Source organism: Streptomyces sp. OfavH-34-F (genome assembly GCF_022347745.1).
In the GTDB taxonomy this organism is placed as follows: domain Bacteria; phylum Actinomycetota; class Actinomycetes; order Streptomycetales; family Streptomycetaceae; genus Streptomyces.
In genome coordinates, this window is the sequence record NZ_JAKRGC010000162.1 from 1 (window position 1) to 13,546 (window position 13,546).

The 13,546-nt window shown below is 72.4% G+C and carries 12 protein-coding genes; 11 read left to right on the forward strand and 1 reads right to left on the reverse strand.

The window, feature by feature from the left end:
* Window positions 1-626 (reverse strand): MFS transporter (locus MHW47_RS21840; protein ID WP_239225483.1); only part of this gene is annotated, 626 nt, incomplete at its 3' end.
* 265 nt (window positions 627-891) lie between these two features.
* Between MHW47_RS21840 and MHW47_RS21845 the strand changes: the two genes are divergently transcribed.
* The 11 genes from MHW47_RS21845 to MHW47_RS21895 all read left to right on the forward strand — a co-directional run bounded on the left by MHW47_RS21845 (window position 892) and on the right by MHW47_RS21895 (window position 13,480).
* The gene (locus MHW47_RS21845) at window positions 892-1,548 is read left to right on the forward strand and encodes a GntR family transcriptional regulator (protein ID WP_239225484.1); all 657 of its coding nucleotides are present in this window, start codon (window positions 892-894) and stop codon (window positions 1,546-1,548) included.
* A 32-nt stretch (window positions 1,549-1,580) separates the two neighbouring features.
* Window positions 1,581-2,483, forward strand: a complete 903-nt coding sequence (locus MHW47_RS21850) for a dihydrodipicolinate synthase family protein (protein WP_239225485.1) — start codon at window positions 1,581-1,583, stop codon at window positions 2,481-2,483.
* Complete coding sequence (gene araD / locus MHW47_RS21855) at window positions 2,480-4,207, forward strand: L-arabinonate dehydratase (protein WP_239225486.1); 1,728 nt, start codon at window positions 2,480-2,482, stop codon at window positions 4,205-4,207. Before MHW47_RS21850 ends, araD begins: the two co-directional genes overlap by 4 nt.
* A gap of 98 nt (window positions 4,208-4,305) precedes the next feature.
* Window positions 4,306-5,235, forward strand: a complete 930-nt coding sequence (locus MHW47_RS21860) for a carbohydrate ABC transporter permease (protein ID WP_239225487.1) — start codon at window positions 4,306-4,308, stop codon at window positions 5,233-5,235.
* A complete protein-coding gene (locus MHW47_RS21865; RefSeq protein ID WP_239225488.1) occupies window positions 5,232-6,149 on the forward strand; it encodes a carbohydrate ABC transporter permease in 918 nt (305 codons plus the stop codon). Before MHW47_RS21860 ends, MHW47_RS21865 begins: the two co-directional genes overlap by 4 nt.
* A 5-nt stretch (window positions 6,150-6,154) precedes the next feature.
* Complete coding sequence (locus tag MHW47_RS21870) at window positions 6,155-7,339, forward strand: Gfo/Idh/MocA family protein (protein WP_239225489.1); 1,185 nt, start codon at window positions 6,155-6,157, stop codon at window positions 7,337-7,339.
* Window positions 7,336-8,163, forward strand: a complete 828-nt coding sequence (locus MHW47_RS21875; protein ID WP_239225490.1) for a PmoA family protein — start codon at window positions 7,336-7,338, stop codon at window positions 8,161-8,163. Before MHW47_RS21870 ends, MHW47_RS21875 begins: the two co-directional genes overlap by 4 nt.
* Window positions 8,160-9,701, forward strand: a complete 1,542-nt coding sequence (locus MHW47_RS21880; protein WP_239225491.1) for a glycoside hydrolase 43 family protein — start codon at window positions 8,160-8,162, stop codon at window positions 9,699-9,701. Before MHW47_RS21875 ends, MHW47_RS21880 begins: the two co-directional genes overlap by 4 nt.
* Window positions 9,702-9,795: 94 nt before the next feature.
* A complete protein-coding gene (locus MHW47_RS21885; protein WP_239225492.1) occupies window positions 9,796-11,130 on the forward strand; it encodes a sugar ABC transporter substrate-binding protein in 1,335 nt (444 codons plus the stop codon).
* Window positions 11,131-11,244: 114 nt separating this feature from the next.
* Window positions 11,245-12,063: a rhamnogalacturonan acetylesterase gene (locus MHW47_RS21890; protein ID WP_239225493.1), complete on the forward strand. Its 819-nt coding sequence runs from the start codon at window positions 11,245-11,247 to the stop codon at window positions 12,061-12,063.
* A gap of 73 nt (window positions 12,064-12,136) precedes the next feature.
* On the forward strand, window positions 12,137-13,480 hold the full coding sequence (locus MHW47_RS21895) for a polysaccharide lyase family 1 protein (RefSeq protein WP_239225494.1): 1,344 nt from the start codon (window positions 12,137-12,139) through the stop codon (window positions 13,478-13,480).
* Window positions 13,481-13,546: the final 66 nt, after the last annotated feature.

Here is a 13,546-nt window from a genome sequence, read left to right on the forward strand (position 1 = left end):
AGCCGCCGCAGCCCGGCCGCCGTCCCGCCCCGCCCGCCCGGACCGGGGCGGTCCGTCCGGCGTACCCGCAGCAGGGCGTAGAGGCCCGCGGCCAGCGCGAAGGAGACCGCGTCGAGCAGCGCCACCGCGCCCCCGCCGAAGCGGGCGTACAGGCCCGCCCCGGTCAGCGGGGCCACCAGCTTCATGCCCTCGTTGGCCATCATCCGCAGGCCGTTGAAGTCGCCCAGCAGACCGGGCTCGACGGCCCCCGCAACCAGGGCCGCCTCGGCCGCGTCCATCAGCACCGAGCCGCAGCCGTACACCAGCAGGACGGCGAACAGCAGCCAGACGCGCCCCGCCGGGTCCACCGCCGCCAGGCCCGTCAGCAGCACGGCCAGGAGGACGTTGGAACCCACCAGCAGCGGCTTGCGCGGCAGCCGGTCCGCCACCGCCCCGAGCAGCGGCCCGCACAGCACCGGCAGCCAGACGGCGAACAGGGCGAGGGCCGCCAGCGCGTCGGAACCGGTCAGCGACTTGACCCAGATCCCGGCCGCCAGAGTCATCGCCGACGACCCGAATCCGGAGACGACGACCGCCGCGAGGAACAGCCCCGCCGTCCGGTCCCGCACCACCCGTACCACCGCCACCACACCCACCGCACCTCTCCGACCTGCGTGTTCGTCCTGCGATCAGGCTGGCGTCCCAGGCCCGGGCACGGCATCGGGCAGATGCCCTACCCGGGCCGGCCCGGCGGCGGCGGAGCGGAATGCGTGTACGGCACATGTCCCGGTCCCGCGAAGTTCTTTCGTCAGAAGCGTTGACGAAACATTCGCACCGCCTCTAGCTTCATCGCGTCGTACTCCGTACGTCATATATGAGACGCGATACGCGAGATGTGAGAGCCCGGCACCCATGACCTTTGCGCCCACCCCGATTCCGTCCCGCACCCAGTACGTGCTGGAGGCGGTCAAGCACGCGATCCTCACGGCACAGCTGAGGCCGGGGCAGGCGCTCGTGGAGACCGAACTGGCCGCGCAGTTCGGGGTCTCCAAGACCCCCGTCCGCGAGGCGCTCAAGACCCTGGCCGGCACCGGACTCGTCGTCATGAGCCAGTACAAGGGCGCCACCGTGCGGCTGGTGGACGCGGCCATGGCCCGCGAGGTGTACGACGTACGGCTCCTGCTCGAACCGGAGGCGCTGCGCCGCTCCATCACCCGCAACGCGTCGCTCGACGCGGCGCAGGAGGCCCTGGAGCGGGCGGACTCGGCGGGCGACAAGGCCGAACGCTCGCTCGCCAACCGGGACTTCCACCGCGCGCTCTACCTCCCCTGCGGCAACCCGCTGCTGGCGCGGATGCTCGACGAGGTCCGCGACCAGGCCGCCCTGGTCTCCACCGTCGCCTGGTCCACCATCCCCTCCTGGGAGCGGGAGGCGGCCGAGCACCGGGAGATCCTGCGGCTCGCGCTCACCGACGACGCGGACGCGGCGGCCGGGGCACTGCACGACCACATCGCGTCGTTCGTCCGCCGCGCCTTCCCCGACGACGAAGACGGGGGCGACGCGGCGTGAACCCGCAGCACACAGACGAAAGGCCTGTCCGCATGGACCTCACACCGCTGAAGGCGGCCCTCGCAGACGTCGTGGCGATCCCGGTGACTCCGTTCGCCGGGGACGGGACGATCGACACCACGGCGCACCGCGCCCTGCTGCGGAGACTGCTCGACGGCGGCGTCCGCATCGTCACCCCCAACGGCAACACCGGGGAGTTCTACGCGCTCACCCCCGAGGAGCGGCGCACGGTCACCGAGCTGACCATCGACGAGGCCGGCGGCCGCGCCACCGTCCTGGTCGGGGTCGGGCACGACGTGCCGACCGCCGTCGCCGCGGCCGAGCACGCCCGTGACGCCGGCGCCGAGATGGTGATGGTCCACCAGCCCGTCCACCCCTACGTCTCGCAGGAAGGGTGGATCGACTACCACCGGGCCATCGCCGAGGCCGTCCCGGGGCTCGGGGTCGTCCCCTACATCCGCAACCCGCACCTCCAGGGCTCGGGGCTCGCCGCCCTCGCCGACAGCTGCCCCAACGTCATCGGCGTCAAGTACGCCGTCCCGGACGCCGCCCGCTTCGCCGCCTTCGCCCGCGACGCCGGCCTGGAGCGCTTCGTCTGGATCGCCGGACTCGCCGAGCTGTACGCCCCCTCCTACTTCTCGGCCGGCGCCACCGGCTTCACCTCCGGGCTGGTCAACGTCGCCCCCGGCGTCTCGCTCGCCATGCTGGAGGCGCTGCGGGCCGGCGACCACGCGGCGGCCATGAAGGTCTGGGAGCAGATCCGCCGCTTCGAGGAACTGCGCGCCGACCGGCAGTCCGCCAACAACGTCACCGTCGTCAAGGAGGCCCTGGCCGCGCTGGGGCTCTGCGACCGCGCGGTGCGCCCGCCCAGCCGGGTGCTGCCCGAGGACCGGCGCGCCGAGGTCGCCGACCAGATCGCCGGGTGGTCCATATGACCGGCCGCATCGCCCCCGAGGACCTGCGCAGCCACCAGTGGTACGGCACCGACGGACTGCGCTCCTTCAGCCACCGCGCCCGCACCCGCCAGCTCGGCTACCTCCCCGAGGAGCACCTGGGCAAGCCGGTCGTCGCGATCCTCAACACCTGGTCCGACATCAACCCCTGCCACGTCCACCTGCGCGACCGGGCGCAGGCCGTCAAGCGCGGGGTCTGGCAGGCGGGCGGCTTCCCGCTGGAGTTCCCGGTCTCCACGCTCTCGGAGACCTTCCAGAAGCCGACCCCGATGCTCTACCGCAACCTGCTGGCCATGGAGACCGAGGAGCTGCTGCGCTCCTACCCGGTGGACGGCGCGGTGCTGCTCGGCGGCTGCGACAAGTCGACGCCCGCGCTGCTGATGGGCGCGGCGTCCGTGGACCTGCCCACCGTCTTCGTGCCGGCCGGCCCGATGCTGCCGGGGCACTGGCGCAACGAGGTCCTGGGCTCCGGCACCGACATGTGGAAGTACTGGGACGACAAGCGCGCCGGCCTCATCGGCGACTGCGAGATGGGCGAGCTGGAGAACGGCCTCGCCCGCTCGCCCGGCCACTGCATGACGATGGGCACCGCCTCCACCCTCACCGCCGCCGCCGAGGCGCTCGGCGTCACGGTCCCCGGCGCCTCCTCCATCCCCGCCGTGGACTCCGGCCACGACCGGATGGCCGCCGCGTCCGGGCTGCGCATTGTCGAACTGGTGTGGCAGCAGCGGAAGCTGTCGCAGATCCTCACGGCGGAGGCGTACGAGGACGCCGTGGCCACCGTCCTCGCGCTCGGCGGCTCCACCAACGCCGTCATCCACCTCATCGCCATGGCCGGCCGCTCCGGGATCAAGCTCACCCTGGACGACTTCGACCGCATCGCCCGCACCGTCCCGGTCCTGGCCAACCTGCGCCCCGGCGGGAAGTACCTGATGGAGGACTTCCACTTCGCCGGCGGGCTCCCCGGCTTCCTCGCCCGGATCGCCGACATCCTCCACCTGGACCGGCCCACCGTCTCCCACGACACCCTGCGCGACCAGCTCGACGGGGCGCTCGTCCACAACGACGACGTCATACGGGAGCGCTCCAACCCGCTCGCCGACGAGGGCGGCGTGGCGGTGCTGCGCGGCAACCTCTGCCCGGACGGCGCCGTCATCAAGCACATCGCGGCCGAACCCCACCTGCTGCGCCACACCGGACCCGCGGTCGTCTTCGACGACTACCGGGAGATGCAGCGCACCATCAACGACCCGGCGCTCGCGCTGACCCCCGACCATGTGCTGGTCCTGCGCAACGCCGGCCCCAAGGGCGGCCCCGGCATGCCCGAGTACGGCATGCTGCCGATCCCCGACTACCTGCTGAAGCAGGGCGTCCGGGACATGGTGCGGCTCTCCGACGCCCGGATGAGCGGCACCAGCTACGGGGCGTGCGTCCTGCACATCGCGCCCGAGTCCCACGTCGGCGGACCCCTCGCCCTGGTCCGCACCGGTGACCTGGTGACCCTGGACGTGGAGGCGCGGCTGCTGAACCTCGACGTCTCCGACGAGGAGCTGGCCCGCCGCCGGGCCGAGTGGACCCCGCCGCCCACCCGGTACGAGCGCGGCTACCAGGCGCTCTACCAGGACCAGATCACCCAGGCCGACACCGGCTGCGACTTCGCCTTCCTGGCCCGGCCGGGAGAAGTGCCCGACCCCTACGCCGGCTGACCGGCCCCAGAGAATTCCGGCGCTCCACGTGTTCGGTATACCGAACGCCATTTGGAAAGCGCTTGCACACCCCCGTACAGAGAGATCGGAGACGTGTCATGGCCCAAGCCTCCGCCGCGGCCACACCGCCCAAGGTGCCCCGGCGCCGCTCCGCGAGCCCCCGCCGGCTGCCGTACCTGCTCATCGCCCCCGCGGGGCTGCTGATGCTCGGCTTCATCGCCTACCCGGTGGTCAGCGTCTTCTACTACAGCCTGCAGAACTACAACGTCACCAAACCGTGGCGGAACGGCTTCGCCGGCTTCGACAACTTCGTCCGCATCTTCACCGAGGACGACCAGTTCTGGACGACGCTCGGCTTCAGCGCCCAATGGGTCTTCGTCCAGGTGGCGCTCCAGCTCACCCTGGGGCTCGCGCTCGCCCTGATCGTGAACCAGACCTTCGTCGGCCGCGGCATCTCCCGCGCCATGGTCTTCTCGCCGTGGGCCGTCTCCGGCGTGCTGACCAGCACCATCTGGATCCTGCTCTACAACTCCTCCACCGGCTTCAGCCGCTACCTCGCGGACGCCGGGATCGGTGAGTACGGCACCTCGGTCCTCTCCGACACCGGCACCGTCTTCTGGGCCGCCACCGTCTCCGAACTCTGGCGCGGCGTCCCCTTCTTCGCCATCCTCATCCTCGCCGACCTCCAGTCCGTCTCCAAGGAGCTGTACGAGGCGGCCGCCGTGGACGGCGCCGGACGGATGCGGCAGTTCTTCCACATCACCCTGCCCCACCTGCGGGACGCGATCATCCTGTCCACGCTGCTGCGCGGCGTCTGGGAGTTCAACAACGTCGACCTCCTCTACACGCTCACCGGCGGCGGACCGGCCGGCGAGACCACCACCCTGCCGCTCTACGTCGCCAACACAGGCATCGAGGGCCACGACTTCGGCTACGCCTCCGCGCTCACCACCGTCGCCTTCGTGATCCTCCTCTTCTGCTCGATCGTCTATCTGCGCCTGAGCAAGTTCGGAGGCGACCACAAGTGACTGCCGCACTCGCCGAGAAGAACGGCACCCACGCCGCCGGCCCGTCCGCCCCCCAGGGCCCGCCGCCCGCCGCACCCCGCCGCAGGAGCGGCCGGGAACGCGCCTTCGACGACGTACCGCGCTGGCAGATCTACGTCCCGCTCGGCATCTACCTCGTCTTCACGCTCGTCCCCTTCTACTGGATGTTCCTCTTCGCCGTCCGGCCCGCGGGCTCCACCTCGCTGGTGCCCTGGCCGATGACCGGGGACCACTTCTCCAAGGTCTGGAACGAACGCAGCTTCGCCGTCTTCTTCCAGAACAGCATGATCGTCGGGGTCTGCACCCTGTTCGCCACCACCCTCGTGGCCCTGGCCGGCGGCTATGCGCTCGCCCGCTTCGACTTCAAGATCAAGAACGGCTTCATGCTGGCGCTGCTCTGCTCGCAGTTCATCCCCGGCGCGCTGATGCTCGTCCCGCTCTTCGAGATCTTCAAGAACCTCCAGATGATCAACTCCCTGGGGAGCGTGGTCATCGCCGAGACCGTCTTCCAGCTGCCGCTCTCCATCATCCTGATCAGCGGCTTCATCAAGAACGTGCCCCCCTCGCTGGAGGAGGCCGCCTGGGTGGACGGCTGCTCCCGCTTCCGGGCCTTCTGCGCCGTCGTGCTGCCGCTGCTGCGCCCCGGCCTCATCGCCGTCGGCTCCTTCGCCTTCGTGCACAGCTGGAATCACTTCCTGTTCGCGCTGATGTTCCTCAGCGAGCAGGACAAGCAGACGATCCCGGTCGGCCTGAACACCCTGATCGGCGCGGACAGCGTCGACCTGGGCGCGCTCGCCGCGGGCGGGGTGATCGCCGCGGTGCCCGTGGTGATCGTCTTCGCCTTCATCCAGAAGTGGCTGATCACCGGCTTCAGCGCCGGCGCCGTGAAGGGGTGACCCGCATGACCTCGCTGCCCCCCACCGCCACGCCCGTCCCGGTCGTCCTCGCGGGAGCCCGCGGCCACGGCCGCTGGCACCTCGCCAACATCCGCCGCCTCCAGGACCAGGGCCTCGTCCGGCTCGCCGGCATCTGCGAACTCACCCCGCTCGACGCCACCGAACTCGACGCCTTCGCGGACGAACCCCCCGCCCAGTCCGCCGACTTCGGCGCCCTGCTGGACTCCACCGGGGCCCGCGCCGCCGTCATCTGCACCCCCATCCAGACCCACACCGCCCTCGCCCTGACCGCCGCCGGGCGCGGCGTCCACCTGCTGCTGGAGAAGCCGCCCGCCGCGACCCGCGCCGACTTCGACCGCATCCTCGCCGGGGTGCGCGAGGCCGGGGTGGCCTGCCAGATCGGCTTCCAGTCCTTCGGCTCGCACGCCGTCCCCGCCATCCGGGAACTCGTCGCCTCCGGCGCCATCGGCACCGTCCAGGGGTACGCGGCGGCGGGCGCCTGGGTCCGCGACGACGCCTACTACCGGCGGGCGCCCTGGGCCGGGCGGCGCCGCATCGGGGACACCGACGTCGTCGACGGCGTCCTCACCAACCCGCTCGCCCACGCCGTCGCCACCGCCCTCGAACTCGCCGGCACCACCGCCGCGCGGCAGATCGCGGACATCACCGCGGAACTCTTCCGCGCCCACGACATCGAGGCCGACGACACCTCCTGCGTCCGCGTCACCCCCGTGACCGGCCCACCCGTCACCGCGGCCGTCACCCTCTGCGCGGAACAGGCCGGGGAGCCCTACGTCATCGTCCACGGCGACCGCGGCCGCGTCACCTTCTGGTACAAGCAGGACCGCGTCCTGGTCCAGCGCGCCGGACACGGGCCCCTGGAGACCGTGCACGGGCGCACCGACCTCCTGGAGAACCTGGTCGACCACCTCCTCCACGACGCCCCGCTCCTCGTACCGCCGGAGCGCACCGCCGCGTTCATGGAGGTCGTCGAGGCCGTACGCACCGCCCCCGAACCGCGTCCGCTGCCGCCCGACGCCTGGCACACCGTCCCGGTGCCCGGCACCGGCGCCACCCGCCGGGTGGTGCGCGGCATCGACGCCCTGGTCGCCTCCGGCGCCGAAACCCTCTCCCTCTACTCCGAACTCGGCGCCCCCTGGGCCGCGACCACCGAGGTGAGCTCCCCATGACGACCACCGTCCGGCTCAGCTGCGCCGGCCGCCCCGTCGGCCGCTACGGCTACCTCGCCGCGGACGCCGGCCGCCCCTACCTGCACCCCGTCACCACCCTCGCCGGCCTCCCCGTCACCGAGGAACGCCCGGCCGACCACGTCCACCACCTGGGCGCGTCCGTCGCCGTCCCGGACGTGGCCGGACACAACTTCTGGGGCGGGCGCACCTTCGTCCGGGGCCAGGGGCCCACCGTCCTCGACAACCACGGCGTCCAGCGCCACCTCGGCTGGAAGCTGTGCGACCCGGACGGCTTCGTGGAGGAGCTGGCCTGGGAGGCAGGCGGCGGCGAACTCCTGCGGGAGCACCGCACCGTGGCCGCCGTCCCGCTCTCCGACACCGCCTGGGCGCTGGACCTCTCCTTCGCCCTGACCAACACCGGGGAGCGCGACCTGTCGATCGGCAGCCCGGCCACCAACGGCCGCCCCGGCGCCGGCTACGGCGGCTTCTTCTGGCGCGCCCCCAAGGAACCGTCCCCGCCCGCCGTGTTCAGCGACACCGCGGACGGCGAGGAGGCCGTGCACGGCCACAGGGCCGACTGGCTCGCCCTGTGCGGCGACGGCTGGTCCCTGGTCTTCGCCGGGGCGACCGGGGAGACCCGCCGCGACCCGTGGTTCGTGCGCACCGCCGAGTACCCCGGCGTCGGCTCCTCGCTCGCCGCGACGGAACGGCTGCCCGTGCCCGCCGGCGCCACCGTCGTCCGCCGCGTCGTCACCGTCGTCGCGGACGGCCGGCTCGACCGGGCCGGCGCCGCCGCCCTCGTCCGCCGGGCGGTGACCGCGTGAGCACCGGACGCCCCTGGACCGCCGACGCCGGCGACGGCACCTACCGCAACCCGGTCCTGAACGCCGACTGGTCCGACCCCGACGTGATCCGCGTCGGCGACGACTTCTACCTCACCGCCTCCAGCTTCGGCCGCGCCCCCGGGCTGCCGATCCTGCACTCGCGCGACCTGGTCAACTGGACGCTGACCGGGCACGCCCTGGACCGGCTGGAGCCCGCCGCCGAGTTCGCCGCCCCCCGCCACGACTGCGGGGTGTGGGCGCCGTCGCTGCGGCACCACGCCGGGCGGTTCTGGATCTTCTGGGGCGACCCGGACCACGGCATCCAGCAGATCAGCGCCGAGGACGTCCGGGGCCCGTGGACCGCGCCCCACCTGCTCAAGGCGGGACGCGGACTGATCGACCCGTGCCCGCTGTGGGACGAGGAGACCGGCGAGGCGTACCTCGTGCACGCCTGGGCCAAGTCCCGCTCCGGCGTCAAGAACCGGCTCACCGGCCACCGGATGAGCCCCGACGGGCGCGAACTGCTCGACGAGGGCACCGTCGTCATCGACGCCGACCGGCTGCCCGGCTGGTTCACCCTGGAGGGCCCCAAGCTCTACCGGCGCGGCGGCGAGTTCTGGATACTCGCCCCGGCGGGCGGCGTCACGACGGGCTGGCAGGGCGCCTTCCGCTCCCGCGACTTCTTCGGCCCCTACGAGGAACGCGTCGTCCTCGCCCAGGGCTCCACCGAGGTCAACGGCCCGCACCAGGGCGCCTGGGTGACCACCCCGTCCGGCGAGGACTGGTTCCTGCACTTCCAGGAACGCGGCGCGTACGGCAGGGTGACGCACCTCCAGCCGATGCGCTGGGACGAGGAGGGCTGGCCGGTCATCGGCGACGAGGGCGAACCCGTCGCCGCGCACCGCAAACCCGCGCTGCCCGCCCAGCCCGCCGAGGCACCCGCCTGCGACGACGACTTCCCCGGCGGCCGGTACGGCAGGCAGTGGCAGTGGACGGCCAACCCGCGCCCCGGCTGGACCGTGGAGCACGCCGGGGACGGGCTGCTGCTGAGCTGCGTGGCCGCGGAGCACGCGCACGACCTGCGCACCCTGCCCCACGTACTGGTCCAGCGGCTGCCCGCCGAGACCTTCACCGCCGAGGTGGAACTCACCCTCGACAGCGGCCCGGCCGGCACGAAGGCGGGGCTCGCCGTGCTCGGTGACGCCTACGCCTGGATCGGCCTGGAGCGCACGGCGGAGGGCGGGGCGCGGCTCGTGCACCGCTTCGCCGAGGCGACGGCCACCGGGGAGCGCGACGCCGGGCACAGCAGGCCGGCGCCCGGCGCCACGGCCCGGCTGCGGATCGAGGTGGCCCGCGGCGCCCGCTGCCGCTTCCTCGCCGACACCGGGGACGGGTCCGGCTTCCGGCCCTCCGGGCAGGTCTTCGCCGCGACCCCGTGGCGCTGGGTCGGCGCCCTGCTCGGGCTGTTCGCCACCGCGCCGTCCGGGGCGGGCCCGGCCGGGGCCGCCCGCTTCACCCGCTTCACCGTCACCGGGTAGCCCACGTACCCGCACCGCACGGGCCGGAGCCACCGGCCCCCGAAACCCCCCACTCACGCGTACGAACCGAGAGAACGAGAGAGAAGAGCCGATCATGAACATCTCGAAGACGCAGCGGGGGCGCGCCGCGGCCGCCGTCTCCCTGGCGGCGGTGCTCGCGCTGACCGCGACCGCGTGCGGCGACGACGGCAGCGACAGCGGCAACGAGGGCAGCGGCAAGGGCGAGATCACCTTCTGGGACAACAACGGCGGGCCGCGCACCGCCGTCTGGAAGGAGATCATCGCGGACTTCGAGAAGAAGAACCCGGACATCAAGGTCAAGTACGTGCCGATCCCGATCGCGGACGTGCAGTCCAAGTACGACACCGCCATCGCGGGCGGCGGGCTGCCGGACGTCGGCGGCGTCGGCACCGCCTACCTGGCCAACATGGTCTCCCAGGAGGCCCTGGAGCCGCTGAACGACCGCCTCAAGGACTCCTCGCTCAACGGCAAGCTCGTCGAGGGCATGGTCGAGAGCGTCAAGGACGCCGCCGGCCGGGGCGACGAGATGTACACCGTGCCGACCTCCGCGAACAACGGCGCGCTCTGGTACCGCACCGACCTGTTCGAGGCGGCGGGCCTGGAGGCGCCCACCACGTGGGCCAAGTTCTACGAGGCGGCCGAGAAGCTCACCGACGCCAAGCACAACAAGTTCGGCTACACCATCCGCGGCGGCGCCGGCTCCATCGCCCAGGCCATCGACGCCGCGTACGGCCAGTCCGGCATCACGGAGTTCTGGAAGGGCGACAAGACCACCCTCAACGACCCGAAGAACGTGGCCGCGCTGGAGAAGTACGCCGCGCTCTACAAGAAGGTCACGCCCTCCGCCGACGTCAACAACGACTTCACCAAGATGGTCGCCCAGTTCGACACCGGCACCATCGGCATGCTGAGCCACAACCTCGGCTCCTACCAGGACCACCTCAAGGCCCTCGGCAAGGACAAGTTCGCCGGCATCCCCAACCCGGTCGGGGACGGCGGCACCCGCGTCCAGGTCTCCAACCCGGTCGACGGCCTCGGCCTGTTCCGGTCGAGCAAGAACAAGACGGCCGCCTGGAAGTTCATCGAGTTCGCCGCCTCGCACGAGTCGAACAGCAAGTGGAACGAGTCGGCCGGCGCCATCCCCGCCAACACCGAGGCCGCCAAGGACCCGTGGATCAGCGCGGCGGCGCCGACCGAGCTGGCCGCCAAGGCCCTCACCGACGGCTCCACCAAGATCGTGCAGCTGCCGTACTACCTGCCCGACTGGAACAACATCAGCAAGGCCGACAACGAGCCCGAGTTCCAGAAGCTGCTGCTCGGCAAGATCACGGCCAAGGACTTCCTGGACAAGATGGCCGACGAGCTGAACAAGGCCCAGAAGGAGTGGAAGGAGATGGGCAACGGCTGATCCGGCGCCCGCCGGCGCGGGGCCGGTGGCGGGACCGTCGTGCGGACGGCCCGCCCCGCCCCGCCGCTCCTGCCCTCCCGCGCACACCGCACCCGAGAGAGAGGCAGTACCCCCGTGTCACTCACCCGCAGGCAGACCGCGGCCGCCCTCGCCGCCCTGCCCCTGGCGCTCGCCGCCACCCCCGCGGCGGCGCACGGCCCCGCCCGCCGCGCCCGCACCGTGCACATCGCGGGCGACTCCACGGCCGCCCAGAAGTACGCCGACGCCGCCCCCGAGACCGGCTGGGGCATGGCCCTGCCGTTCTTCCTCGGACACGGCCTCACCGTCGCCAACCACGCCATGAACGGCCGCAGTTCCAAGAGCTTCATCGACGAGGGACGGCTCGCCGCCCTGCTGGAGCAGGTCCGCGCGGGCGACCTCCTGCTCATCCAGTTCGGCCACAACGACGAGAAGACGACGGACCCGGCGCGCGGCACCGACCCGTACACCACCTACCAGGACTGTCTGCGGCAGTACATCGCCGGGGCCCGCGCCCGGCACGCCCGGCCCGTCCTGCTCACCCCCGTCGAGCGCCGCAGGTTCGCCGCGGACGGCACGGCCAGGCCCACCCACGGCGAGTACCCGGCCGCCATGCGCGCCCTGGCCGCCGAGGAACGGGTGCCGCTGCTCGACCTGCAGGCCCGCACCCTCGCCCGCTGGCAGGAACTCGGCCCCGAGGGCACCGAGGCGTACTTCAACTGGCTGGAGCCCGGCGAGTCCCCGAACTACCCGGACGGCCGGCAGGACAACACCCACTTCCGGCCCGCCGGCGCCGTCGAGGTGGCCCGGATGACGGCCCGCGCCCTGCTCGGTGCCCGGGTCCTCGCCCCGCACGAACTGCGCCGCCTCGGCGCCCGCATCCCGGAATCGCGGATCGGCTGGCCGCCGGCCTGACCCCGCCCCGCACCCCGACCGCCACCCCCTTCCCCCTTTCCCACCGGTCCCGCACCAGAACCGAGGATTTGTCATGTCCGCGTACAGAATGCACGCCCGTGCCATCGCCGTCGCGATGGGCTGCGCCTCGCTGGCGCTCGCCCTGAGCATCCCCGCGCAGGCGTCCGCCGCCCCCGCCCACGCCCACGGCAAGAAGGGCGCCGAGCGCGCCGTGCTCGCCGAGGGCGACGGCTGGGCCTCCGCCGAGGGCTCCACCACCGGCGGCGCCGCCGCCGCCCCCGACCACGTCTACACCGTCCACAACCGCGCCGAACTCATCGCCGCGTTCGAGGACGCCGGGGACGCGCCGAAGATCGTCCGGGTCGCCGGCACGATCCACGGCAACGCCGACGCCGAGGGCAACCCCATCGGCTGCGAGGCCTACCAGACGGACGGCTACACGCTGGAGAAGTACCTCGCCGCCTACGACCCCGCCACCTGGGGCCGCGACGAGGTGCCCTCCGGGCCGATGGAGGACGCCCGGCTGGCCTCCGCCAAGCGCCAGAAGGCCGCCGTCAACGTCTACGTGCCGTCCAACACCACGCTGATCGGCGTCGGCCGGGACGCCGAGATCATCGGCGCCTCGATCCAGATCCAGAACGTCTCCAACGTCATCGTCCGCAACATCGGCTTCGAGGACACCTACGACTGCTTCCCGCAGTGGGACCCGACCGACGGCGACACCGGGCACTGGAACTCCGAGTACGACAACCTCGTCGTCTACGGCTCCGACCACGTCTGGGTCGACCACAACACCTTCAGCGACGGCGACCGCCCCGACGCCGAACAGCCCCGCTACTTCGGCGAGCTGTACCAGCAGCACGACGGCCTCTTCGACATCGTCAAGGGCGCCGACCTCGTCACCGTCTCCTGGAACGTCCTCAAGGACCACGACAAGACGATGCTGCTGGGCAACAGCGACAAGGCCGGGGCCACCGACCGGGGCAAGCTCCGCGTCACCCTGCACCACAACCTGTTCAAGGACGTCAACGAGCGCGCGCCCCGCGTCCGCTTCGGCCAGGTCGACTCGTACAACAACCACTTCGTCGCCACCAAGGGCAGCGTCTACGGCTACACCTACGGCATCGGCGCCGAGTCCCAGCTGGTCGCCGAGCACAACGCGTTCACGCTCAGCCGCGAGTTCGACAAGGCCAAGATCCTCAAGAAGTGGTCCGAGTCCTCGCTCACCGCCTCCGACAACTGGGTCAACGGCCGCCGCACCGACCTGATCGCCGTCCACAACGCGGGCGTCCCCAGTGAACAGCTCACCTCCGGCGCCGGCTGGACGCCGACCCTGCGCAACCGGATCGACCACCCGCTGCTCGTGCCCCTGGTCGTGGGCCTCGGCGCGGGCTCCGGCCGGCTGCCCGGCGCCTGATCCCGGCCCGCCCCCGCACCCCGTCGGCGCCGCAGCGGCGCCGGCGGGGTCCGGCCGGCCGCGTTC

Bases quoted from the DNA above. Each gene is read 5' to 3' on its own strand.
- MHW47_RS21845 (WP_239225484.1), top strand. From the start codon at position 892: ATGACCTTTGCGCCCACCCCGATTCCGTCCCGCACCCAGTACGTGCTG.
- MHW47_RS21850 (WP_239225485.1), top strand. From the start codon at position 1,581: ATGGACCTCACACCGCTGAAGGCGGCCCTCGCAGACGTCGTGGCGATC.
- araD (WP_239225486.1), top strand. From the start codon at position 2,480: ATGACCGGCCGCATCGCCCCCGAGGACCTGCGCAGCCACCAGTGGTAC.
- MHW47_RS21860 (WP_239225487.1), top strand. From the start codon at position 4,306: ATGGCCCAAGCCTCCGCCGCGGCCACACCGCCCAAGGTGCCCCGGCGC.
- MHW47_RS21870 (WP_239225489.1), top strand. From the start codon at position 6,155: ATGACCTCGCTGCCCCCCACCGCCACGCCCGTCCCGGTCGTCCTCGCG.
- MHW47_RS21875 (WP_239225490.1), top strand. From the start codon at position 7,336: ATGACGACCACCGTCCGGCTCAGCTGCGCCGGCCGCCCCGTCGGCCGC.
- MHW47_RS21885 (WP_239225492.1), top strand. From the start codon at position 9,796: ATGAACATCTCGAAGACGCAGCGGGGGCGCGCCGCGGCCGCCGTCTCC.
- MHW47_RS21895 (WP_239225494.1), top strand. From the start codon at position 12,137: ATGTCCGCGTACAGAATGCACGCCCGTGCCATCGCCGTCGCGATGGGC.